This window comes from Faecousia sp., assembly GCF_048519415.1.
Classification (GTDB): domain Bacteria; phylum Bacillota; class Clostridia; order Oscillospirales; family Oscillospiraceae; genus JAZOXB01.
Genome location: NZ_DBFZUT010000071.1, coordinates 1 through 22,860, shown reverse-complemented (window position 1 = coordinate 22,860; position 22,860 = coordinate 1). Strand labels below are relative to the sequence as shown.

The following is a 22,860-nucleotide window of genomic DNA, read 5'->3' as shown; positions in this document are numbered from 1 at the left end:
CAGCGGATTATCGGCAGATTCATCGTGGACTTTTACTGTGCTTCGGCCAGACTGGTCATTGAATTGGATGGCTCTCAGCATTATGAACCTCAGGGGCTTGCTTATGATGCGGAACGTTCTCAATTCCTGATGTCTCTTGGGCTGGAGATTCTGCGATTCTCCAACCGGGATATCGACAGGGATTTTCGTGGTGTGTGCACACAAATTGATCTTATCATTCGAAAAAGGCTGCAGGGCCCTCTCAGTCACCTGCGGTGACAGCTCTCCCAAAGGGAGAGCCAAGGGGCTGCACCCCATTACATAGTATGTTGATATGAGAAATGGAGCGTATCTGTATCGATACGCTCCATTGACTGTTTTATGAACACCCATCTAACCGTCCCGGTTTTTTGCGCTATCTTACAGGCCGAGCTTCTGCTCGAGCTGTTCTTTGGACTGCGCGCCGACAGCCGCAGCGACGACGGCGTTATCCCGCAGCAGCACGAGCATCGGGATGCTCTGCACACGGAAGGCCTGCGCCAGCGCCGGCTCTTCGTCGACATTGACCTTGCCGACTGCGATCTCGGGATGGGACGCGGCGATCTCCTCGACGACCGGGGACACCATGCGGCACGGGCCGCACCACTCCGCCCAGAAATCCAGCAGCACGGGCTTGTCCGCCCGCGCGACGAGTTCATCATAATTGGTCGCTGTGATCTTCAGCATGGGATGCTTCCTCCTTTATGGGGTCTTTTGTTTTATAGTACAGCATGCAATGGCAGTACCCCTCGAAATTGGGGTCCTGCATCTGCTCGCGGAATTCCTTGCAGATGCACTTGTTGTCCTCGGTCTTTTCGAGCCTGCAGGGACAGTAGCCCCCACGGCGGCGAAGCCCCTCGCGGATCTGCGCGACAAGCTCCTTATCTTCATTCAGACGGATGGCCATATGCGTCGCCTCTTTCTTTTTCGGGGCCGCATCCTTCCAGCGGCTCCTTTCTGATATTCCTATCGTATCACGGAGCAGTGGAAAATCGGTGACGGATTTATGAATTTTTCAGCGCCGCCTGATACTCCAGATACTCGTCGTATGTCCCGAGGCGGTCGCAGATCGTGCCGTCTGGGCGGAATTCAATGATGCGGTTCGCCACGGACTGCAGCATCTCGTGGTCGTGGCTGGCCAGCAGGATATTTCCCGGGAAGGCGATGAGGCCCTTGTTCACGGCCTGAATGGACTCCATGTCCAGATGGTTCGTCGGCTGATCGAGCAGGATCACGTTCGCTCCCGAGAGCATCATGCGCGAGAGCATGCAGCGGACCTTCTCACCGCCGGAGAGCACCTTAACGGATTTGAACACATCCTCGCCGGAGAACAGCATCCGCCCGAGGAAGCCGCGCAGATACACGTCATCCTTCTTTTCGGAGAACTGGCGCAGCCAGTCGACAAGCGTCTCGTCGTGGCCGTCGAAATACTCGCTGTTGTCCTTGGGGAAGTAGCTCTGTGACGTGGAAACGCCCCATTTGACCGTGCCCTCATCCGGCTCCAGCTCGCCCATGAGGATCTTGAACATGGTCGTCTGTGCGACCTCGTTCTCGCCGACAAAAGCGATCTTGTCGCCGCGGTTGACGATGAACGAAACCTTGTCCAGCAGCTTCACGCCGTCGACGGTCTTCGAGACGTCCGTCACGAACAGGATGTCCTTGCCGACCTCGCGCTCCTGCGTGAACCCGACAAAGGGGTAGCGGCGGGACGAAGCAGGCATCTCCTCGACGCTGAGCTTATCGAGCAGACGGCGGCGGGCCGTGGCCTGCTTGCTCTTGGCCTTGTTGGCAGAGAAGCGGGAGATAAAGGCCTGCAGCTCGGCGATCTTTTCCTCATTGCGCTTGTTCTTGCTGCGAATGAGGTTCTGCATGAGCTGGCTCGACTCATACCAGAAGTCGTAGTTGCCGACATACATGCGGATCTTTCCGTAGTCGATATCGACGATATGTGTGCAGACGGTATTCAGGAAATGGCGGTCGTGGCTCACGACGATGACAAGGCCGTTGTCCTCGTAGTCCAGGATGAAATTTTCCAGCCAGTTGATGGACTCAATGTCGAGGTTGTTCGTCGGCTCGTCGAGGAGGATGATGTCCGGCTGACCGAACAGGGCCTGTGCCAGCAGGACCTTGACCTTGATACGGCCGTCGGTGTCGGCCATACGGTCGTTGTGCAGCTCCACGGGCACACCGAGGCCCTGCAGGATGCGGCTGGCATCGGACTCGGCCTCCCAGCCGTTCAGCTCTGCGAACTCCGTCTCCAGCTCCGAAGCCAGCAGGCCGTCCTCATCGGAAAAATCGGGCTTGGCATACAGGGCGTCCTTTTGTTTCATGATATCATACAGGCGCTGGTTGCCCATAATGACCGTGTCGAGGATGGTATAGGCATCGTAACGGAACTGGTCCTGCTTGAGGACAGACATACGCAGGCCCGGCTTGATGGAGATCGTGCCCTTCGTGGAGTCCAGCTCGCCCGAGAGCAGCTTCAGGAATGTGGACTTGCCCGCACCGTTTGCGCCAATCACACCGTAGCAATTGCCAGCGGTAAACTGCAGATCGACATGCTGGAACAGGAACGTTCCGCTATATTGCAGCGCAAGATCGCTGATCGTAATCATTGGAATCACCTCGGCAACAGTGTACCACAGATTCTGCAGAAAAGAAAGTGTAAAAAAATTGTGACAGCTCTTGCAAAACACGGAAAAGCGGCTATAATAGGATTTAGCACTCAGGCACCAAGAGTGCCAATACGAAATAAGGAAGTTGATCCATATGGAAAAGAAACAGTTTCAGGCAGAATCGAAACGCCTGCTGGGCCTGATGATCAATTCGATCTATACACACCGCGAGATCTTCCTGCGCGAGCTGATCTCCAACGCCTCCGATGCCATCGACAAGCTGGCCTATCAGGCCCTGACGGACGACACCGTCGGCTTGAGCCGGAGCGATTTTGCTATTCATCTGTCCACGGATGAGACGGCGCGCACGCTGACCGTTTCCGATAACGGCATCGGCATGACCCGCGAGGAGATGGAGGAGAACCTCGGTACCATCGCTCACAGCGGTTCACTCCGCTTCAAGAAGGAAATGGAGAAGAGCGATGATATCGACATCATCGGTCAGTTCGGCGTCGGCTTCTATGCCGCATTCATGGTCGCCGAGAAGGTCACGGTTATTTCCCGCCGCTTCGGCAGCGACGAGGCCTGGAAGTGGGAGTCCGAGGGCGCAGACGGCTACACCATGGAGCCGTGCGAGCGCGCAGCCGCCGGTTCCGACGTCATCCTGACGCTCAAGGCCGACACGGACGAGGACAAGTATTCCGATTATCTGTCCGAATACCGCCTGCGCAGCCTTGTCCGCAAATACTCCGACTACATCCGCTATCCGATCCGCATGGAGGTCTCCAGCCAGAAGCTCGTGAACGAGCCGAAGGAGGGCGAGGAGCCGAAGTATGAGACCGTCCGCGAGGAGCAGACGCTCAACTCCATGATCCCAATCTGGCAGAAGGCCAAGAAGGATGTCACGGAGGAGGAGTACAACAACTTCTATCACGAAAAATTCTTCGACTACGAAAAGCCGCTGAGCGTGCTGCACTTCGGCGTCGAGGGCGCCGTGACCTATAAGGCCCTGCTGTATATCCCGGCAAAGGCTCCGTATGACTTCTACACCCGCGACTATAAGGCCGGTCTGCAGCTTTATTCCTCCGGCGTGCTCATCATGGAAAACTGCGCCGACCTGCTGCCGGAGCACTTCCGCTTCGTCCGCGGCGTGGTCGACACGCAGGACCTGAGCCTGAACATCAGCCGCGAGATGCTGCAGCGCACGAGAGAGCTGAAGGTCATCGCCGCCAACCTCGAAAAGAAGATCAAGGCCGAGCTGGAGCGCATGCTGAAGGACGACCGTGAGAAATATGAGACATTCTATGCCGCCTTCGGCCGCCAGCTGAAGTTTGGCCTCGTCTCGGACTACGGCATGCACAAGGACCTGCTGCAGGACCTCGTGGAGTTCCGTTCCGACAAAGAGGGGAAGGACATCACGCTCAAGGAATACTGCGACGCCATGCCCGAGTCCCAGAAGCACATTTACTTTGCCACCGGCGACAGCGCAGCGCGCCTTTCGCAGCTTCCGCAGACCCAGCTGCTGCGTGAACGCGGCTTTGATGTGCTGCTCATGACGGAGCAGGTCGACACGTTCATTCCGCAGACGCTCAATACCTACGCCGAGCATGAGTTCCGCAACATTCTGACCGACGACCTCGACCTTGCGACCGAGGAGGAGAAAAAAGCCGCCGAGGAGAAGGCCAAGGCCTTCCAGTCCGGCGTGGACTTCCTGAAGGAGAGCCTCGGTGAGAAGGTCAAGGACGTACGCGTTTCGACGGAGCTGGGCAGCCATGCCGTAACTATGGTCCCGGACGGCGGCATGAGCTTCGAGATGGAGAAGTACATGCACACGGTCGACCCGTCGTCCGATTATCACTGCGGCCGCATTCTGGAGGTCAACCCGGAGCATCCGCTGCTGCAGCGTCTGTCCGAGAGCAGGGAATCCGATCCGGAGCGCGCCAAAAAGCTGGCAGAGCTTCTCTACGATCAGGGCCTGCTGATGGCAAACCTCCCGCTCGAAGACCCGACGGCCTATACGGATCTCGTCTGCGAGCTGATCGGCTGAGCCAAGTCCATCTCTGCGTAAAGCGCGAAACAGAATATGCTCCCTCTATGAGAGACAGTGAAGTAAAGATCACCATCCTCATATGGGGAGCATTTCTATGCCGCACACGGAAAAGCTGCGCGCAGCCGCATCCCGGTCTTATCCATCCCGCTCCGGGAAAAACGGCTGGAGCTCCTGCCACAGACCGATGGCGCAGCGGCAGCCATGTGCCGCTGCGTGCGCCAGCTTCTGCCGGAGCGACTCCGGCGTGTCAAAGTAGCGCAGGCCCGCCGGGCTTTTCTCGCAGCTGCACAGCGCGGCCGGGAGCATGCCGCCGGGATAGGGGAGCGGCGGGGCCGGAAGCTCTGCCTCCCACGGCGTCAGCTCCAGCGCCCAGCCGTTCGGGAAGCGCCGCTCCGCCGACCGGACAAAGCCGTCCCATGCATTGCAGGGCCGCAGGCAGGAGAGGACCGGCAGCGCTTCCGGCGCAAAGGCGTGATAAGCCGCGGGCAGCAGCATCGGGGCATTCCCGAGCCGCCGCTGCAGGCCCTGCGCCACGGCGCGGTGCACGGGGCCGGGCGTGCGCAGAAAATCCAGACAACACCCCCCGCCGCACCGGGCCGCAAGCCGGTCCAGCGTCTCTTCCGGAACGCGCTGCGGCAGGACGGCGTCGTCGATGACGGCCATATGTCCCTGCAGCGGGCACGCCGGGATGCGGGCCCCGCCATCCGGCAGAAAGCCGAGGCCGAGCACGGCGGCCCGGCCGGTAAATGTTGCAATTTCTTTACAATTTGCCGCCAAATACACCGGAACAGGCAATAGACAAACCTCCCCCTGCGTGCTATAATAAGGAGAACCCTAAACATGGGAACCTCAGAATCAACCTATGGAATACCCGAGGAGAATATGCTGTCATTTTTACCTGACTTCATTTTCCAAACCATCACGCAGATCCGCCCGGCGTTTCTTCGTGAGCACGGCATCCGTCTGCTGCTGATGGACTTTGACAACACCATGCTTCCCTACACGACGGACCGGCCGGAGCAGCCGCTTCTGGACTGGATCGCCGGGATGCAGGACGCAGGCATCACGCTGTGCATCGTCTCCAACAGCCATAAGCAGCGCGTGCCGCATTTCTCGCAGCAATATCACGTTCCCTGCGTGACGCATGCCGCCAAGCCCGGCACACGCGGCATCCGGGAGGCCATGGCCCGCTACGGAGCCGCTCCGCAGCAGACCGCACTCGTGGGCGATCAGATCTATACTGATGTACTCGGCGCAAAGCGCGCCGGGATCACGGCGATCGCCGTGCGATCCATTCATAATCATACCGTCTGGCTGAAGCTGCGGCACCTGCTGGAGCTGCCGTTTCTCGCCATGGCGCGAAAAAGGAGAGTAGAAACATGACCAATCTGGAAAAATACCGTTCTCTGCTGCACGACGGCGTGCAGGGCCTTCTGCTGACCTCGCGCTACAGCCGCATGTATGCGGCGGAGTTTGACATCGCCGAGGGCGTTGCCGTTGTCTCCGCGCAGGGCGCTCGCTATTTCACCGACAGCCGCTACATCGAGTCCGCGCAGAAGAACCTCAAGGGCTTTGAGGTCGTGGAGATCGGCCTGAACAATCCGATGATGCAGGCGCTGAAGACCACGCTGGACGAGTTCGGCGTGGAGACGCTCGGCTTTGAGGACGAATATCTCACCGTCGCAGAGCTCAACGGCTTTGAGGCCGCGCTTCCCGTCAAGTTCGTTCCGCTGCAGAAGGAGATCAACGCCTTCCGCGCCAGCAAGGAGGACTGGGAGCTTGCCCGCATGCGCAAGGCGCAGGAGATCACAGATCGCGCCTTCACCGAGGTCTGCACTCGCATCCACACCGGCATGACCGAGAAGGAGCTCGAGGCCGAGCTGATCTACTGCCTGTATAAGAACGGCGCAGAGGGCCTGTCCTTTGACCCGATCGTCGTCTCCGGACCGAACACGAGCATGCCGCACGGCGTCGCCGGGAGCCGCGTCCTGCAGGACGGCGACTTCGTGACCATGGACTTCGGCGTGCTGTATCAGGGCTACTGCTCCGATATGACCCGTACCGTCGCCCTCGGCCATGCGACCGAGGAGATGCGTAAGGTCTACGACACCGTCCTGCGCGCCCAGCTCGCCGGTATTGCGGCCAGCCACGCAGGAGCGAGCGGCAAGAGCGTCGACGGCGCTGCCCGCGACATCATCACGGAGGCCGGCTACGGCCCGTATTTCGGCCACAGCTATGGCCACAGCCTCGGTCTCGAGATCCACGAAGCGCCGAATTGCACCCCGCGCAACGAGAACCCGATCCCTGCCGGCGCTGTGTGCTCCGCAGAGCCGGGCATCTACATTCCGGGCAAATTCGGCGTCCGCATCGAGGATGTCGTGATCTTCCGCGAGGGCGGCTGCGAGGTCATCACGCACAGCCCGAAGGAGCTGACCATCCTTTAAGCGGTGATAACTCAGAGAAATTTGCCGAAAGACTTGAATTTCTTTGACAAATCGGTTAAAATAGAAACGCATTTTTTTACCTTCGGAACAGATATGGTATTCGAGAGGAACACAGGAGGATAAACCAATGATTTCAGTCAGTGATTTCCGGAACGGCGTTACGTTTGACATGGACGGCAAGGTGATGCAGATCATCGAGTTCCAGCACGTCAAGCCCGGCAAGGGTGCAGCCTTTGTCCGCGTCAAGATGCGCAATGTCATCACCGGCGGCGTTACCGAGACGACGTTCAACCCGAACGACAAGTATCCCACCGCTTACATCGAGCGCAGAAAGATGGACTATTCCTATAACGACGGCAACCTGTATTATTTTATGGATCCGGAGACGTTCGAAATGACGCCGGTCGACGAGAACATTCTCGACGCCAGCTTCAAGTTTGTCAAGGAGAACGACCAGTGCACGATCCTGTCCTACAAGGGCAACGTGTTCAGCGTCGAGGCTCCGAACTTTGCCGATCTCGTCGTCACGAAGACCGAGCCGGGCCTTGCAGGCAACACCGCCACCAACACGCTGAAGCCCGCTACGCTTGAGACCGGTGCCGAGGTCCGCGTGCCCCTGTTCATCAACGAGGGCGACAAGATCTCTATTGATACCCGCACGGGCGAATATCTGGGCCGCGCCAAGGGCTGATCCGGCCCACATCTGGAAAGGAGAACGCTATGAATCTCTCTGAAAAGTCCGCATATCTGAAGGGCCTGATGGACGGCCTGAAGCTGGACCAGGAGGCCCCCGAGGGCAAGATGATCTCCGGGATCGTCGAGCTGCTGCAGGAGGTCACCGGTGCAATTGGCGATCTGCAGGAAAACGCCGAGGCTGTCTCGGATGAGCTCGATGAGATTGAGGATGATCTCGATGCCATCGAGGATTACCTGATGGACGACGATGACGAAGAGGACGGCTTCATGGACGACGACGGCGAAGACTTCGACTATGACGACACCATGTATGAAGTGACCTGCCCGAAGTGCGGCGAGGTCCTCCATCTGGACGAGGAGACGCTCCTCAACGATTCCGTCGACTGCCCGAAGTGCGGCGAGCCGCTCGAGTTCGAGTTCGACGAGGACGACGGTCTCTGATCCTCATACGCAAAACGCAGGCGCGAAGCAGATCCCTCTGCTCCGCGCCTGTTTGCACATCGGGCTGTACTGCGGCATAGTCTGGCCGGGAGGTGAGTGCCATGCGGCAGCGGCTTGAGCGGCTTCTTTGCGTCAAGTCTCTTGTGACGATCGCCCTGACCGTCGTATTCTGCAGGCTGGCCGTGACGGGCGCAGTCAGCGCGCAGCAGTTCCTCACGATCTTTACGGTCGTGATCTCGTTTTATTTCGGCACGCAGGTGGAGCGGCGTTCGACCGGCGGCTGAATACAGCAAATCCCCGGCCGTCCGAGGGGGATGGACGACCGGGGATCCGCTACAGAAATGAGAGAGGGGAAAATAAAAAGAGAGATAAAAATGAAAAGATGGACCAGTAAGCCCGTTACCGCGGCAGGTTCGGTATCGTTCTTACGAGTATGAGTATACCGGGGACATTTGAAAAATCTATGAACGAAGTCGGAATAAATTGAGAATCCGCAAAATTTGTCGAACGCGCGCAGTCTATCACAGATAATTTGGAGGAGCCTATGAAAAAAGCCTACCTGACCCTTGACCCGCCGCGCGAGCCGGACGGCACCCTCTGCCGCACCGGCCTGCGCCGCTCCGCGCCCGTTGTGCTTCTGCCGGGTGATCCGCAGCGCAGCCGCAAGATGGCCGCGCTGTTCGCAGAGGCCTCGTTTACGGCCCACCGGGGAACATTTGCGACCTATACCGGCAAAACACCGGGCGGCGCGGATATCGCCGTCACAAGCAGCGGCATGGGCTGTGCCTGCGTTGCCGCCGCACTGGAGGAGCTTGCTGCCGCGGGAGCGGAGGCCGTTATCCGTGTGGGCACCTGCGGCGGCGTGCAGCCCGATCTGGCCCCGGGGACCATCGTCATTGCCAGTGGCTGCGTCCGCGGCGAGGGCGCAAGCTATGAGCTTGTGCCGCCGGAATTCCCGGCCGTTGCAGACCCGCTGCTCGTCCGCGCGCTGTGCAGCGCTGCGCAGGAGCTGGACGAGCCCGTGCGCGTCGGCCTGTACCGCAGCCACGATGCGTTCTATATGGAGTCCAAGGCCGCCCATCCCGGTCTGCGGGAGCGTATGCAGAAATGGATCGACACCGGCGTTCTCGTCGTGGAGAACGAGTCCGGCCTGCTTTTCACCTATGGCCACCTGCTCGGCCTTCGCGCCGCGAGCATCTGCGTCGCGCTTGGTTCCATGTTCGCAGACCCGAACGCCAACGTCTACGGAGCCTATGCCGACCCGGAGCATCTGGCGCGCCGGATCGAAACTGCCACGCGCATTGCCATGCGCGCAGCCGAGCTGCTGGAGGGATCGAAATGAGCTTTGGAAGTCAGAAACTTGTCCATACCGACGGTACGATGCACCACCTCGGCATCGATGCCGTGACGCCGCGCGTCATTCTTGTGCCGGATCCGCAGGAGGTCCCGCTCTATGCCGCGCTGCTGGAGGGCCCCGTGCAGCAGGGCTGCTATCGCGAATATGCGACCTGGCAGGGCACATGGCGCGGCGAACCGCTCACGGTGATGAGCTGCGGCTTCGGCTGTATGCCTATGGCCATCGCCGTGGAGGAGCTGCACCATCTCGGCGCGGAGTCCCTCATCAAGATCGCAGCCTGCCCCGCCATCCAGCCGGAGCTGGAGCCGGGCACGCTGCTGGCAGCCTCCGGCGCGGTCCGCGGTGAGGGCGCGACGCGCGAATACATCGACCCGTCCTATCCCGCCGTGGCGGATATGCGCCTGCTCGGCGCGCTGCTGAGCTGCGGCGTACCCGATGCGGGCCTGTTCCGCAGTCACGACTGCACCTCGCTCGAGTCGCCGTGGGCCCCCGGCGGCCCGGCGCGCATTGCCCGCTGGGCAGAGCTTGGCGTCAGTGCGCTGGACGGCGAGACGAGCGCCCTGTTCGTGCTGGCATCCATTCTCGGCATGCATGCGGCCTCGCTGGCCTATCTTGCAGAAAACTATGCAACCGGTGCAGCCGCTCCGATGGACGCACAGGCGCGCGGGCGGCTGTTCACGGCTGCGGCGGAGGCACTGCGATGCTGCTGATCCGCGGGGCAATGCTCCCCGATTTCGAAACAGGAACGACCACGCAGGCCGACGTCCTCATCCGGGACGGCCGCTTTGCGGCGATCGCACCCCATCTGGAGGCCGATTGCCCCATTGTCGAGGCATCTGGTCTTCTGATGCTGCCCGGCATGGCTGATCTGCACACGCACATGGTGCAGAGTCTGACGCAGGGCCCGCTCGACGACCTGAACATCACGCAGTGGCTCACGCGCATGCTCCGGGCACAGTGGTCGCTCACGGAGGACGAGTGGTACTATGGCGTGCTGCTCGGCTGTCTGCGGAGCATCCGCTATGGCGTGACGGCCATCAATGAAATGACCTACTATCCGCACATCGACGCTGTTGTGCAAGCCTATCAGGACGCCGGTCTGCGCGTGACCTTCGGCATCGGCGCGACGGATATCGCCGAGAACGACCAGATCCGCGTCACGCCGGTGGACGAATGCCTGCGGCAGGCGGAGGAGCTGTACCACAAATGGCACGGCAGGGGACTGCTGCGCACGGCTGCCGTGCCGCAGGGACGTCCGGCCTGCACGCCGGAGCTAATGCGGGCCCTCAAGCAATTTGCGCGCGAGCGCGGCCTACTCTACCACACACATCTTGCGGAGGGGAAGGCCGAGACGGAACGTATCCGAGCTTGGACCGGCCGCGGAGAGGCGGAGGAGCTGGCGCATCTCGGTGTCCTGGATGAGTCCACGATCCTTGCGCACTCCATCTGGCTCACGCAGGAGGAGATCACGCTGCTGGCACAGTCGCACGCCGTTGTGGCGCACTGCCCCTCGACGAATATGAAGCTGTCGGACGGTGCGCCGCCCATTGCGGAGCTGCTGGCATCCGGCGCGCGCGTCGGCTTCGGCTGCGACGGCGAGGCCTCCAGCGCAAACCGTGACCTGCTGCGCGAGGCTCGGCTCGGCAGCTACCTACAGAAGGTCCGCACGCTTGACCCGACAGTACTCCCGGCAGGGCAGTGCTACGCCATGCTGACGGAGCAGGGGATGCGTGCGCTCGGCTATCGAGACGTCGGCCGTATTGCAGAGGGCTGGCAGGCGGATTTCTCCCTTGTGCGGACGGAGACACTGTGCACGGTGAACCGGCGTCGCATTCTGACGAATCTGCTCTATGCCGGAAGCGGCGAGCAGATCGACAGCGTCTATGTGCAGGGCAGGCCGCTTCTCCGGAACGGGCAGTTCGTGCACCATGATCTGGAGCATATCCTGCAGCGCTGTGAGGAGATCACGGCGCGCATTGAGCGCACGCTGGCATAGCATATTCCCCGGCAGGCCAAAACACACCTGCCGGGGAACCAATTTTCCGGTCTGTGAAAAATAGGGCTTGATTTTTTCGGATCCTGTGCTATAATATTCGTGCTACGGAGGCTTAGCTCAGCTGGTTAGAGCGCCTGCTTCACACGCAGGAGGTCGATGGTTCGAGTCCATTAGTCTCCACCAGGATATAGAAACCCGAACGTTCCCGATTACGATTAAGGGATGGTTCGGGTTTTCTGTTTTATCGATCCTCGCCAAAATCGCAGGACTCATCGATGAAAGCTCAGCTCTCTCAGATCTATATGCAGAATACCTTGTGACAGTCGGCAGGGTCTTTGTCCCATTTTTCAGTATTCATTATTCATTCATATACGCAGAGTCCCCTCCGCACCGTTCTGATGCAGAGGGGACTCTGTTTCTCATTAGAGCAAACCGGCTCAGGCGCCAGCGGCCCGCACGGTGCGCTGCGTTCTGCGGTTGAGCAGACCGCCGAGCACCATCACAAAGGCGAACACGATAAGATACCAGAAGCACCCCATACCGTGGCTGACGAGACAGGCAATGACCATGAAGACCGAGCCGCAGATGGCAAGGATCGGCAGAATATAGTGCTGCCAGACGGAGGTGCCCTTCTGCTTGCGGATCCACTGGATGAACACCGGAATATAGAGCGCATAGATCGTGATGATCGGCAGCTCCGTCGGGTCAAACAGGAAGGGGACGCTCTCGAAGATCGTGCCCGTGAAGACCGTCTTGTGGCTCCAGGTGCCGGCGAGGTTGGACAGGTAGAAATACAGACCCCAGAAGCCGCACAGCAGCAGACCCATGACGGCGGAGTTGTTGGGCATATTCGTGTGCTCATCGACGCGGGAGAACATATGGGTGGCCGGGCCTTTGCCGCGCGCTGCGACGGAATAGACGCCGCGGCAGCAGGCGAGCATCAGACCGTTCATCGTGCCGATGCAGGAGATGGCGATGAAGAGGTTCAGGATGTTGCCGATGACGTTGCCGAAGATGTTCGTAAAGGCAATGGTCGCGCCCTTTTCGATCAGCTCCGCGTTCGATGCACCGCCGGTCACGCCGATGTAGTACAGCAGGTAGGTGGCGATGACGATGATGCCGCCGACTGTGAGGGCTTTCGGAAGATTGCGCTTCGAATCCTTCAGCTCGGAGTTGATGGTTGTTGCAATGATCCAGCCCTCATAGGCAAAGGAGGTTGCGCAGACGGCTGCGAAGAGGATGCTGCCCTTGCTGCCCACAACGGCGAGGGGAGGGGCGACAAAGTTCTCCGTCAGCTGACCCGAGGCGAGACCGGCAATGATGCCGACGATCGCCATGACGCCGAGCGGGATGAGCTTGATGACCGTGGTGGATGCCTGAATCTTGCCTGCGAGCTTCGGGGAAAGCGCGTTGACGGCATAGGAGCAGCAGAGGTAGAACAGCATGAGCGCGATGCACTCCGGGCCGACCACAACGCCGCCCTCGTTGATGTGGATGAGCAGCGGCATATTCGGGAACATCGTCGTGAGGAACACGAGTGTATAGCGGGCGGAGAGCCAAGCCAGAGCCGCCGTCAGGGACGGATAATAGATCGTGGACAGGAACCAGCCCATATAATAGCCGTATTTCGGGCCGACCGTCGCTTCGGCATAGTCCACGATGCCATTGACCTTTTCATATTTCTGGGACATACCGGCGAATGTGAGGATGCAGGCGAGCATGATCGCGCCGCCGATGAGCCATGCGATGACGCCGAGCGGCATATCACCGTTTGTGATCTGGAGGATGGTCTGTGCCTTGAAGAAAACGCCGGAACCGATGACAATGCCAACAACCATGCAAATTGCGGTGAAAAGGCCGTATTTGCGTTCCAATTTGTTATTCATGAGAATACTTCCTTCCTGAAACCTGAAATGAGTGGCGCGAATACAAAACGTACCGTCGAACAGAGGGATCAACGAACCGCCTCCTGGCGGTGGAAGGGAAACCGGTCGCAGAGAAAATGATCATCAGAGCTTCGACATTATGTGCAACGGCAATTCCTCCCTTGGTGTGCGAAATCTTTCTGGTGGCATCATATCATGAACAAAAAACGATGTCAAGAGGATATATTTTTTGGACAACTTTAACATATAATGAGAAATCATCCACAAGTTACAAGTGTTACAAATCCTTTCTGTTTTAAAATTGCAGATTTCCGGATACAATGCGGAATTTCATTCATTTGGAGTTTTGTCCATGAGCGGCGGACGTGAAAAATTTCTCCGTTGACAAACGGTCCGTTTCATGGCATGATGATGGGGAGGCGGCGGATCAGCCGCGCGCCCGATACTGTCCGCCAGTCGCCACTGCAGCCCTGCCGCAGGTCGATGACCGGGGTATCCAGAATCACGGCGCTCTGCGCCGAATCATGGAGGTCAGTATGAATCACGAAGAATATCCCCTGAACGTTGCTACCCCGCGCTCCTTTACTTATGTCACGCGGGACATCCCCCGCGTCACCGCTGCGCAGCGCGAACGCGCCCTCAAGGCCACGCACTACAATGAATTTGCCTTCCCCGCAGGCATGCTGACGGTGGACATGCTCTCCGATTCCGGCACGACGGCCATGACCGATGTGCAGTGGTCGGCCATGTTCCTCGGCGACGAATCCTACGGCCGCAACAAGGGCTACTACGTCCTGCTGGACGCCCTGCGCGACTGCTTCGAGCGCGGCAACGATCAGAAGCACGTCATCGATCTCGTCCGCACGAACTGCAAGGACATCGACCGCATGATGGACGAGCTGTATCTGTGCGAATATGAGGGTGGCCTGTTCAACGGCGGCGCCGCGCAGATGGAGCGCCCGAACACGTTCATCCTGCCGCAGGGCCGCGCCGCAGAGGCCGTCCTGTTCGAGCTCGTGCGCAAGATCCTCGGCCAGCGCCACCCCGGCAAGGTCTTCACCATTCCCTCGAACGGCCACTTCGACACGACCGAGGGCAACATCAAGCAGATGGGCTCCATCCCGCGCAACCTCTACAACAAGGAGCTGCTCTGGGAGGTCCCGGAGGGCGGCACCTATGAAAAGAACCCGTTCAAGGGCAACATGGACACCGAAAAGCTCGAGGAGCTTATCGTAAAGCTCGGGCCGGAGAACGTTCCGCTCGTCTACACGACCATCACGAACAATACGGTCTGCGGCCAGCCCGTCTCGCTTGCCAACCTGCGCGAGAGCAGCCGCATCGCCCATAAGTACGGCATCCCGTTCATGCTCGATGCCGCGCGCTGGGCCGAGAACGCCTACTTCATCAAGGTCAATGAGGAAGGCTGCGCCGACAAGTCCATTGCGGAGATCGCAAAGGAAATGTTCGCCTGCTGCGACGGCTTTACGGCCTCGCTGAAGAAGGACGGCCACGCGAACATGGGCGGCATTCTGGCCTTCCGCGACCGCGGCCTGTTCTGGAAGAACTTCTCGGACTTCAACGAGGACGGCACGGTCAAAAACGATGTCGGCATCCAGCTCAAGGTCAAGCAGATCTCCTGCTACGGCAACGATTCCTACGGCGGCATGTCCGGCCGCGACATCATGGCGCTGGCCGCCGGCCTGTATGAGTGCCAGAACTTCGACTATCTCGACCAGCGCGTCAAGCAGTGCGAATATCTGGCTCAGGGCTTCTATAAGGCCGGTGTCAAGGGCGTCGTCCTGCCCGCAGGCGGCCATGGCGTCTACATCAACATGGACGAATTCTTCGACAACAAGCGCGCGCCGGAGAGCTTCGCGGGTCAGGGCTTCTCCATCGAGCTCATCCGCCGCTACGGCATCCGTACGGCAGAGCTTGGCAACTATTCCATGGAGTACGACCTCAAAACCCCGGAGCAGAAGGCGGAGGTCTGCAATGTCGTCCGCTTCGCCATCAACCGCAGCCAGCTGACGCAGGAGCACATGGACTATGTCATCGCCGCCGTGAAGGCGCTGTATGAGGACCGCGAGTCCATTCCGAACGTCCGCATCGTCAAGGGCCACGATCTGCCGATGCGCCATTTCCACGCCTTCCTCGAAACCTATCCGAACGAGTAATAAAAATAACGACCGCACCGGCAGCGCCGGTGCGGTTTTTTTATCAAGTACATGGCGAGGTGCAACGCTCACAGGCCGTCCCGCGTCTGCGGCAGACACCGCAGAGATAGGAGCGGAACAGCTGTACGTCCTTCTTCTTCATGCCGCTCTGCAGACAGATGAATTTCAGCGACACAAATGTCTCCGGATGCAGCGGCACGGCCGACACGCCGTAGTAGGAAGCGAACGATTCTGGCCCGAGCACAACGCCCATGCCGTCGCGCACAAGGCGCATGTTCGTATCGATGCCGTCGGAGCGGTAGACACGGCTGAGAGAAATGCCGTACTTTTGGCAGGTGCGGCGGAGCATGCGGTCCTCGGCCGAGTTTTCAAGGCCGGAGATCATGTTGCAGCCCTGCAGATCGCCGAACGACAGCCAGGGGAGGGCCGCACGGGGATCGTCCGGCGACATGAGCACGCACTGGCGCTCCTGCACAAGGTCGCAGACGAACAGGGAAGGGTCACCCTCCTCTCCGGCGGGCAGGCGGTCGAGCGCCAGATCGATGGAGCCGTCGCGCAGACCCGCCAGCACGTCGAGCCCGGCCTCCGTGACGAACGTCACATCGATCTCGGGGTGGCTGTCAAAATAGCGTGCAATATCCTGAAACAGCCGGTTGGAGTACACACGCGCGCCCATACCGATGCGCAGCCTGCGCCCGCGCCGTCCGTCCGGCTTGACGGCGCTGCAGAGCCGCTGCCACTGCTCCGCGACCGGCCGGGCCTCCCGGCAGAACGTCTCGCCCGCTGCCGTCAGCGTCAGCCCGCGGGGCGTGCGGACGAACAGGGGATAGCCAAGCTCGCCCTCGAGCCGCTGGATCTGCTGCGACAGCGCCGATTGGGAAATAAACTGCCGCTCTGCGGCCGCCGAAATGCTGCGGCAGTCCGCGATCTCCAGCACATAGAGCACCTGCGCGATCGTCATAGACACATTCACCCTCCTTCATGCTATAAGCAAATCTAATATCGTTATTATATTATCGTGTTTTACAATTTTCAAGTCTTTGCATAAAATTAATTTGTACGAATTGCGTAGAAGCACTTCGCAGAAAGGTGGTAATCGCATTGGATCGAATTCTGTTCTCCGGCAACGAAGCCATTGCGCGCGGCGCCTATGAAGCCGGCGTAAAAGTCTGTTCCGCTTATCCCGGTACCCCCAGCACGGAGGTATTCGAGGCGCTGCCCCAGTATCGTGATTCGCTTTACTGTGAGTGGGCGCCGAACGAAAAGGTCGCGACGGAAGTGGCCTACGGCGCAAGCCTCGCAGGTGTGCGCAGCCTCTGTGCGATGAAGCATGTCGGTGTCAACGTTGCGGCAGACCCCATTTTCACGGCTGCCTACAACGGCGTCGGCGGCGGCTTCGTCATTGTCTCCGCAGACGATCCCAGCATGCACTCCTCCCAGAACGAGCAGGATAACCGCCACTATGCCCGCGCAGCGAAGCTGGCCATGGTCGAGCCGTCCGATTCGCAGGAATGCCTGGACTTCATGCGTGAGGCCTACCGCATTTCCGAGCAGTTCGACATTCCCGTGCTCTTCCGCACCACGACGCGCGTGGCGCACTCCAAGAGCATCGTGACATTCGGCGAGCGTGAGGAGCAGGAGGCCAAGCCCTATGCCCGCAATACGCGCAAGAACATCGCCTCCCCGGCAAATGCCTTCCTGAACCACCCGAAGCTGGAAAAGACGCTCGAGGCTCTCGAGGCCTACGGCTGCACGTCCCCGCTGAACCGGATGGAGCTGAACGGCACCAAGGTCGGCGTCATCTCCGCCTCCATTGCCTATGAATATGCGAAGGACGCCTTCCCGGCGGACACGTCCTTCCTGAAGCTCGGCCTGACGAATCCGCTGCCGATGGACCTCATCCGTTCGTTCGCAGAGAAGGTCGAGAAGCTCTACATCATCGAGGAGCTCGACGATTTTATGGAATCCCAGATCCGCGCGGCCGGTATCGCCTGTGAGGGCAAGAGCCTGACCGGCAAGCTCTATGAGCTGAATCCGCAGCTTCTGAAGGAGCGCATCTTCGGCCGGAAGGCTGAAACGGTCGACGTCGGCGTCTCCGCCGTGTCCCGTCCGCCCGCACTGTGCCCGGGCTGCCCGCACCGCGGCTTCTTCTATACGATGTCCCGGCACAAGGACTTCGTGATCTCCGGCGATATCGGCTGCTATACCCTCGGCGGCTCCGCGCCCCTGAGTGCGCTGGACAGCGTCGTGTGCATGGGCGGCGGCTTCAGCATCGGCATGGGCATGTCCAAGGCCTTCGAGCTGACCGGTCAGACGGACCGCAAGGTCTTCGGCGTCATGGGCGACTCGACGTTCTTCCACAGCGGCATGACCGGCGCGGCCGAGATCATCTACAACAAGGGCAACCTCATCCCCGTCGTGCTCGACAACTCCATCACCGGCATGACCGGCCATCAGGAGAATCCCGGCAGCGGCCGCAATCTGCAGGGCGACATTGCCGAGGCCCTGAAGATCGAGGACATCCTCGCCGCCTACGGCTACAAGAATATTTACATCGTCGATCCGCAGGATCTTGAGGCCATGGAGCAGGCCGTGCAGAACGCGCTTGCCTCCGAGGTCCCCGCTGCCATCATCACGCGCCGCCCGTGCCTGCTCATCAAGCGCATCAAGCACAACATTGGCCAATGCGTGGTGGACGAAGAAAAATGCGTCGGCTGCAAGCGCTGCCTGAAGGTAGCCTGCCCGGCCGTCACCATCCGCGACAAGAAGGCCCACATCGATCCGAACCAGTGCGTCGGCTGCACGGTCTGCGCGCAGGTCTGCCCGAAGGGCGCCATTTCCAGAAAGGAGAACTGAGCCATGAAAGCAACAAAGAGCGCACTCCTTGTCGGCGTCGGCGGTCAGGGCGCCATCCTGACGGCCAAGGTCCTGGTCAACGGCCTGATGAAGGCGGGCTACGACGTCAAAATGTCCGAGGTCCATGGTATGAGCCAGCGCGGCGGCAGCGTCTCCACGCAGGTCCACTGGGGCGAGAAGGTCTATTCTCCCGTCATCGGCAAGGGTGCGGCAGACATCATCGTCGCGTTCGAGAAAATGGAAGCCGTCCGCTATGCGGACTATCTGAAGCCTGACGGCGTTGCCGTCATCAACGATTACGAGATCGCATCTTCGAGCATTGCCGCCGGTCTGTGCGAGTATCCCAACGGCTGCCTCGAGGCCATGCAGCAGCACTTCCGCTGCCATGTGCTCAAGGCGGGCGAGATCGCCGAGCAGCTCGGCAATGCCAAATGCATGAACATCGTGCTCTTCGGCTCCATGGCCAAGGCGCTCGGCATGGACGACATCGACTGGGAAGCCGTCATCGCCGAGACCGTCCCGCCGAAATTCCGCGAGCTGAACCTGCGCGCCTACCGCGCCGGGCATGATGCCGTGCAGCTTTAAGATCGGAGGAACCATGATCCACAGCTTTACCGAGCTTCGGGAAAGGGCCGGCGCAGTCCGGCCCCAGACCGTTGCCGTTGCGTGCGCGCATGACGCGCACACCCTCGAGGCCGTGCTCCACGCCGCGCAGGAGGGCATTCTGAACTATCTGCTCATCGGCCACCCGGAGGAGATTCTCTCCATCGGCCGCAGCCTCGGCCACACCATCGCACCGGAGACTGTTATCCCCGCTGCAACGGACGAAGAGGCGGCCGCCATTGCCGTTTCTCTCGTGCGCGAAGGCCGCGCAGGCTTCCTGCAGAAGGGCCTGATGCAGACGGCGACCATTCTGAAGGCCGTCGTCAACAAGCAGACCGGCATCGGCCTTGGCCGCCCCATGTCCCATGTGGCGCTGCTGGAGCTGCCGGGCTACCCGAAGCTGCTCGGCGTGACGGACGGCGGCATGATCCCGAATCCGGATCTGGAAGGGAAGAAGGCCATCGCCCACAACGCCGTCGCCATGTTCCACGGCCTCGGCTATGAGCGCCCGCTCGTCTCCGCCGTCTGCGCGGCCGAAAATGTCAGCCCGAAGATCATCGAGACCGTCGATGCGGCGGCATTGAAGCAGGCCGCACTCGAGGGCGCGTTCGGCCCGTGCTATGTGGAAGGCCCCATCTCGCTCGATCTGGCCCTCAGCCGCGAGTCCGCGCAGATCAAGGGCTATGAAAGCCCCGTGACCGGCGAGACGGATATTCTGCTCGTGCCCGGCATGGCGGCAGGCAACATGATGGTCAAGTCGCTCGTCCTGTTCGCCGGGGCCAGAATGGTCGGCGTCGTCACGGGTGCAAAGTGCCCCATCGCACTCAATTCCCGCAGCGCGAGCTTTGAAGAGAAGTACCATTCGCTGCTCGTCTGTGCACTGATGAGCAGCAGCCGCGAGGAGAATGCAGAATGAAGCTTTTGATCATCAATCCCGGCTCCACCAGCACGAAGCTGGCGCTCTACGACGGGGCGAAGAAGCTTCTGCAGGAGAATCTGGAGCATGATGCCGCTGCACTGCAGCAGTATCATGGCATCGGCGATCAGGTGCCGATGCGTCTGGCCGTCATCCGCGATTTCCTCGACCGCAGCGGCGTGCATCCGGAGGAGCTTGCAGCCGTTATTGGCCGCGGCGGCCTTGTCTTCGGCCTGAAGACGGGCGGCTACCTTGTGAACGAAGACCTGTGCCATGCCCTTGTGGACGACGACCTCAGCCAGCCGCACGCCTCAAACCTTGGCGGCCTGCTGGCCCGCGAGATCGCTGCGCCGCTCGGCATCCCCGCCTATATCTACGACGCCGTGACGTCCGGCGAGCTGACGGACGTCGCCAAGATCACCGGCTTTGTCGATATTGAGCGCCGCAGCTTCTGCCATGTGCTCAACAGCCGCGCCATGGCCCTGCGCTATGCGCGTGAGCACGGCAAGCATTATGAGGAGCTGAACCTCATCGTCGCGCATCTCGGCGGCGGCATTTCCGCCAGTGTGCACCGCCACGGCGAGATCATCGACTCCGTCGGCGACGACGACGGCCAGTTCTCCCCGGAGCGCTCCGGCTGCGTGCCCTCGCTCGGGCTCATCAAGCTCTGCTATTCCGGCAAATATACCTATGAGGAAATGCGGAAAAAGATCCGCGGCCGCGGCGGCATGTATGCCCACCTCGGCACGAGCGACTGCCGCGTCATCGAGCAGATGATCCGCGACGGCGACCGCCATGCCGACCTGATCTTCCAGGCGCAGGCCTATCAGATCGCCAAGGCCATTGGCCTGCTGTCCATCGTGCTCAAGGGCGACTGCGACGCCATCATTCTGACGGGCGGCGTGGCCAACTCCAAAATGCTGACGGAGCGTGTGGAGGACTACGTCAAATTCATCGCGCCGGTCTGCGTCATGCCCGGTGAAAACGAAATGGAGGCGCTGGCCCTCGGCGGCATGCGCATCCTGCAGGGCGAGGAAAATGCCCGCATCTATCATATTTTAAACGGAGTAAATGGAAAGGAGGGGCAGGGATGATCTCGGAGAGCCTTGTCCATTTGGGAGAAAAGAAGTCCGGCATCCGCGAGCTGTTCGAGTACGGTCTCCGTCAGGCAGCCGTCGTCGGGAAGGAAAATGTCTATGACTATTCGCTCGGCAATCCCTCCGTACCCGCGCCGGAGGAGGTCGCCTCCATCATCCGCGAGCTTCTAGAGGGTGACAGCCTTGCTCTGCATGGCTACACGCCCGCAGGCGGCGCGAAGGAGGCCCAGCAGGCTGTTGCCGACGATCTGACGCAGCGCAGCGGCGATACGATCCGCCCGGAGAACATCTTCTTCACCTGCGGCGCGGCCCCAGCCCTTGTCGCCGTCCTCCGCGCGTTGGCTGTGGACGATGCCGAATTCGTCGCCATCGCCCCGTATTTCCCGGAATATCAGGTCTTTGTGTCCTACAACGGCGGCAAATTCGTCGAGGTCCCGCCCGATACGAAGAATTTCCAGGTCGATATCGCCGCTGTGGAGCGCGCGCTCACGCCGCACACGCAGGCCGTTCTGGTCAATTCTCCGAACAATCCCTCCGGTGTGATCTACAGCCGCGAGACACTCACGGCCCTCGGAGCCCTGCTCGAGCGCAAGAGCGCGGAATACGGCCACCCGATCTATATCATTGCCGACGAGCCCTATCGCGAGCTGGTCTATGACAATGCCGAAGTCCCGTATATCCCCGGCATCTACCGCGATACTGTCATCTGCTATTCTTACTCCAAGTCGCTGTCCATGCCCGGCGAGCGTATCGGCTACGTCTGCATCCCCGACAGCGTAACGGACAGTGCCAAGCTGCATGCCGCAGTCGCCGGTGCATCCCGCGCCTTCGGCCATGTCTGCGCGCCGTCCATGATGCAGCGTGTTATCGCTCGCGCCACGGGTCTGCGTCCCGACCTCGAGGCCTATGACAAAAACCGCCACACGCTCTACAACGCGCTGTCGGAAATGGGCTACGAGTGCGTGAAGCCCGAGGGCGCATTCTACATGATGGTCAAGGCCCCGGGCGGCGACGCCCACGCCTTCTCCGAACGCGCCAAAAAGGAAAATCTGCTGCTCGTCCCGGCGGACAGCTTTGGCTGCCCCGGCTTCTTCCGCATCAGCACCTGCGTCGATCCCGCCATGATCCAGCGGAGCCTTCCCGCATTCCGGCGCGTCCTGCAGGACTAAGGCGGGATGCCCATCTCGATACTGCACCCTCAGCGGCATGGTCCTCGCCGGGCCATGCCGCAGCTTGTCATAAAAGTCCCATCGGGCTTTTCTGCCAAGCTGCTTTCAGAATTGCAAAATCAATTTTTAGAGCATGATTTTGCAATTCTGCCGCTGCGGCGGGTGATCGAACGCGAAAGGACACCCTGACGGTTTCCTTTCACACTTTTCTTCCCTCCGAAACTATTGACTTGGCATTCTTTGATAGCCTGAGCGGCATGGTCCTCATCGGGCCATGCCGCTATTTCTGATTCCGTATTCCGTATCTTTTCCAATTTTTTGTCGAATTCTTTCCCGCATTTTCTTGACACGATTCGGAAATCATGATAGTATTAGCAAGTATGGAAAGCAGTAAGCCTTGCGCGCTGCGCAAGGGGGTTTCAGCAGTCTTTCCACATGGCGGCAACGCCTTATTGATGGAGTTAAAAGCTCAAATTTTATAAGTTGGTAACTTTATAACCGGTGCGAAAGCACATCAACTTGTGAAACGGTCAATAAGAGTA

At 60.0% G+C, this 22,860-nt stretch carries 23 protein-coding genes and 1 tRNA gene; 17 read left to right on the top strand and 7 right to left on the bottom strand.

All coding sequences use genetic code 11. The features are described 5' to 3' along the window. Window positions 1-258 (top strand): endonuclease domain-containing protein (locus ACMKFF_RS07735; protein ID WP_419496570.1); only part of this gene is annotated, 258 nt, incomplete at its 5' end. A gap of 141 nt (window positions 259-399) precedes the next feature. Here ACMKFF_RS07735 and trxA read toward each other — a convergent pair. From trxA to ACMKFF_RS07720, 3 genes are read right to left on the bottom strand one after another with little or no spacing between them, the layout of a single operon-like run. After that, entirely contained in the window at window positions 400-705 is a 306-nt protein-coding gene (gene trxA, locus ACMKFF_RS07730; protein WP_367927553.1) for a thioredoxin, read from the bottom strand. After that, window positions 677-982 (bottom strand): ferredoxin-thioredoxin reductase catalytic domain-containing protein, encoded by a 306-nt coding sequence (locus tag ACMKFF_RS07725; protein WP_417325367.1) that lies wholly within the window; start codon window positions 980-982, stop codon window positions 677-679. The genes trxA and ACMKFF_RS07725 overlap by 29 nt, the downstream gene beginning before the upstream one ends. Before the next feature lie 40 nt (window positions 983-1,022). Then, entirely contained in the window at window positions 1,023-2,633 is a 1,611-nt protein-coding gene (locus ACMKFF_RS07720; RefSeq protein WP_367927552.1) for an ABC-F family ATP-binding cassette domain-containing protein, read from the bottom strand. Window positions 2,634-2,787: 154 nt separating this feature from the next. On the opposite strand from ACMKFF_RS07720, the gene htpG reads away from it, so the two are divergent. Next, complete coding sequence (htpG, locus tag ACMKFF_RS07715; protein ID WP_419496569.1) at window positions 2,788-4,680, top strand: molecular chaperone HtpG; 1,893 nt, start codon at window positions 2,788-2,790, stop codon at window positions 4,678-4,680. 138 nt (window positions 4,681-4,818) lie between these two features. On the opposite strand, the gene ACMKFF_RS07710 is transcribed toward htpG, so the two are convergent. Next, the gene (locus ACMKFF_RS07710) at window positions 4,819-5,478 is read right to left on the bottom strand and encodes a hypothetical protein (RefSeq protein WP_419496568.1); all 660 of its coding nucleotides are present in this window, start codon (window positions 5,476-5,478) and stop codon (window positions 4,819-4,821) included. A gap of 87 nt (window positions 5,479-5,565) precedes the next feature. Here ACMKFF_RS07710 and ACMKFF_RS07705 point away from each other — a divergent pair, with 87 nt between their 5' ends. The 9 genes from ACMKFF_RS07705 (at window position 5,566) to ACMKFF_RS07665 (ending at window position 11,800) form a co-directional block, all read left to right on the top strand. After that, window positions 5,566-6,066 carry a YqeG family HAD IIIA-type phosphatase gene (locus ACMKFF_RS07705; RefSeq protein ID WP_419496567.1) on the top strand — a complete coding sequence of 167 codons (501 nt, stop codon included), beginning with the start codon at window positions 5,566-5,568 and terminating at the stop codon, window positions 6,064-6,066. Beyond that, the gene (locus tag ACMKFF_RS07700; protein WP_419496566.1) at window positions 6,063-7,127 is read left to right on the top strand and encodes a M24 family metallopeptidase; all 1,065 of its coding nucleotides are present in this window, start codon (window positions 6,063-6,065) and stop codon (window positions 7,125-7,127) included. Before ACMKFF_RS07705 ends, ACMKFF_RS07700 begins: the two co-directional genes overlap by 4 nt. A 127-nt stretch (window positions 7,128-7,254) precedes the next feature. Further along, complete coding sequence (gene efp / locus ACMKFF_RS07695) at window positions 7,255-7,818, top strand: elongation factor P (protein WP_418464768.1); 564 nt, start codon at window positions 7,255-7,257, stop codon at window positions 7,816-7,818. Window positions 7,819-7,847: 29 nt separating this feature from the next. After that, window positions 7,848-8,264: a CD1247 N-terminal domain-containing protein gene (locus ACMKFF_RS07690; protein ID WP_419496565.1), complete on the top strand. Its 417-nt coding sequence runs from the start codon at window positions 7,848-7,850 to the stop codon at window positions 8,262-8,264. A gap of 101 nt (window positions 8,265-8,365) precedes the next feature. After that, window positions 8,366-8,548: a hypothetical protein gene (locus ACMKFF_RS07685; RefSeq protein ID WP_418486856.1), complete on the top strand. Its 183-nt coding sequence runs from the start codon at window positions 8,366-8,368 to the stop codon at window positions 8,546-8,548. Window positions 8,549-8,808: 260 nt separating this feature from the next. Continuing rightward, complete coding sequence (locus ACMKFF_RS07680; protein ID WP_419496564.1) at window positions 8,809-9,606, top strand: uridine phosphorylase; 798 nt, start codon at window positions 8,809-8,811, stop codon at window positions 9,604-9,606. Beyond that, a complete protein-coding gene (locus ACMKFF_RS07675; RefSeq protein WP_419496563.1) occupies window positions 9,603-10,331 on the top strand; it encodes a nucleoside phosphorylase in 729 nt (242 codons plus the stop codon). Before ACMKFF_RS07680 ends, ACMKFF_RS07675 begins: the two co-directional genes overlap by 4 nt. Beyond that, the gene (locus tag ACMKFF_RS07670) at window positions 10,322-11,617 is read left to right on the top strand and encodes an amidohydrolase family protein (protein WP_418464765.1); all 1,296 of its coding nucleotides are present in this window, start codon (window positions 10,322-10,324) and stop codon (window positions 11,615-11,617) included. Before ACMKFF_RS07675 ends, ACMKFF_RS07670 begins: the two co-directional genes overlap by 10 nt. Before the next feature lie 106 nt (window positions 11,618-11,723). After that, a tRNA-Val gene (locus tag ACMKFF_RS07665) sits at window positions 11,724-11,800 on the top strand. A 254-nt stretch (window positions 11,801-12,054) separates the two neighbouring features. Here the strand turns inward: ACMKFF_RS07665 and ACMKFF_RS07660 are convergent. Then, window positions 12,055-13,503 (bottom strand): APC family permease, encoded by a 1,449-nt coding sequence (locus ACMKFF_RS07660; RefSeq protein WP_419496562.1) that lies wholly within the window; start codon window positions 13,501-13,503, stop codon window positions 12,055-12,057. A 398-nt stretch (window positions 13,504-13,901) separates the two neighbouring features. Then, window positions 13,902-14,048, bottom strand: coding sequence for a hypothetical protein (locus ACMKFF_RS07655; protein ID WP_349135186.1), 147 nt, complete (start codon window positions 14,046-14,048; stop codon window positions 13,902-13,904). Here ACMKFF_RS07655 and ACMKFF_RS07650 point away from each other — a divergent pair. Next, window positions 14,040-15,677, top strand: coding sequence for a tryptophanase (locus ACMKFF_RS07650; RefSeq protein ID WP_349135187.1), 1,638 nt, complete (start codon window positions 14,040-14,042; stop codon window positions 15,675-15,677). The two genes, ACMKFF_RS07655 and ACMKFF_RS07650, sit on opposite strands and share 9 nt — an antisense overlap. A 43-nt stretch (window positions 15,678-15,720) precedes the next feature. Here ACMKFF_RS07650 and ACMKFF_RS07645 read toward each other — a convergent pair whose 3' ends face one another. After that, on the bottom strand, window positions 15,721-16,638 hold the full coding sequence (locus ACMKFF_RS07645; protein ID WP_419496571.1) for a LysR family transcriptional regulator: 918 nt from the start codon (window positions 16,636-16,638) through the stop codon (window positions 15,721-15,723). A 140-nt stretch (window positions 16,639-16,778) separates the two neighbouring features. Here ACMKFF_RS07645 and iorA point away from each other — a divergent pair, with 140 nt between their 5' ends. From iorA to ACMKFF_RS07620, 5 genes are read left to right on the top strand one after another with little or no spacing between them, the layout of a single operon-like run. Further along, on the top strand, window positions 16,779-18,533 hold the full coding sequence (iorA, locus tag ACMKFF_RS07640; RefSeq protein ID WP_367927540.1) for an indolepyruvate ferredoxin oxidoreductase subunit alpha: 1,755 nt from the start codon (window positions 16,779-16,781) through the stop codon (window positions 18,531-18,533). A gap of 3 nt (window positions 18,534-18,536) precedes the next feature. Next, on the top strand, window positions 18,537-19,118 hold the full coding sequence (locus ACMKFF_RS07635; protein ID WP_417325343.1) for an indolepyruvate oxidoreductase subunit beta: 582 nt from the start codon (window positions 18,537-18,539) through the stop codon (window positions 19,116-19,118). A 13-nt stretch (window positions 19,119-19,131) separates the two neighbouring features. Next, window positions 19,132-20,052, top strand: a complete 921-nt coding sequence (locus ACMKFF_RS07630; RefSeq protein WP_418467718.1) for a phosphate acyltransferase — start codon at window positions 19,132-19,134, stop codon at window positions 20,050-20,052. After that, window positions 20,049-21,146: a butyrate kinase gene (gene buk / locus ACMKFF_RS07625; protein WP_349135192.1), complete on the top strand. Its 1,098-nt coding sequence runs from the start codon at window positions 20,049-20,051 to the stop codon at window positions 21,144-21,146. Before ACMKFF_RS07630 ends, buk begins: the two co-directional genes overlap by 4 nt. Then, window positions 21,143-22,318, top strand: coding sequence for a pyridoxal phosphate-dependent aminotransferase (locus tag ACMKFF_RS07620; protein ID WP_419496561.1), 1,176 nt, complete (start codon window positions 21,143-21,145; stop codon window positions 22,316-22,318). Before buk ends, ACMKFF_RS07620 begins: the two co-directional genes overlap by 4 nt. The last annotated feature ends 542 nt before the right edge of the window (window positions 22,319-22,860 follow it).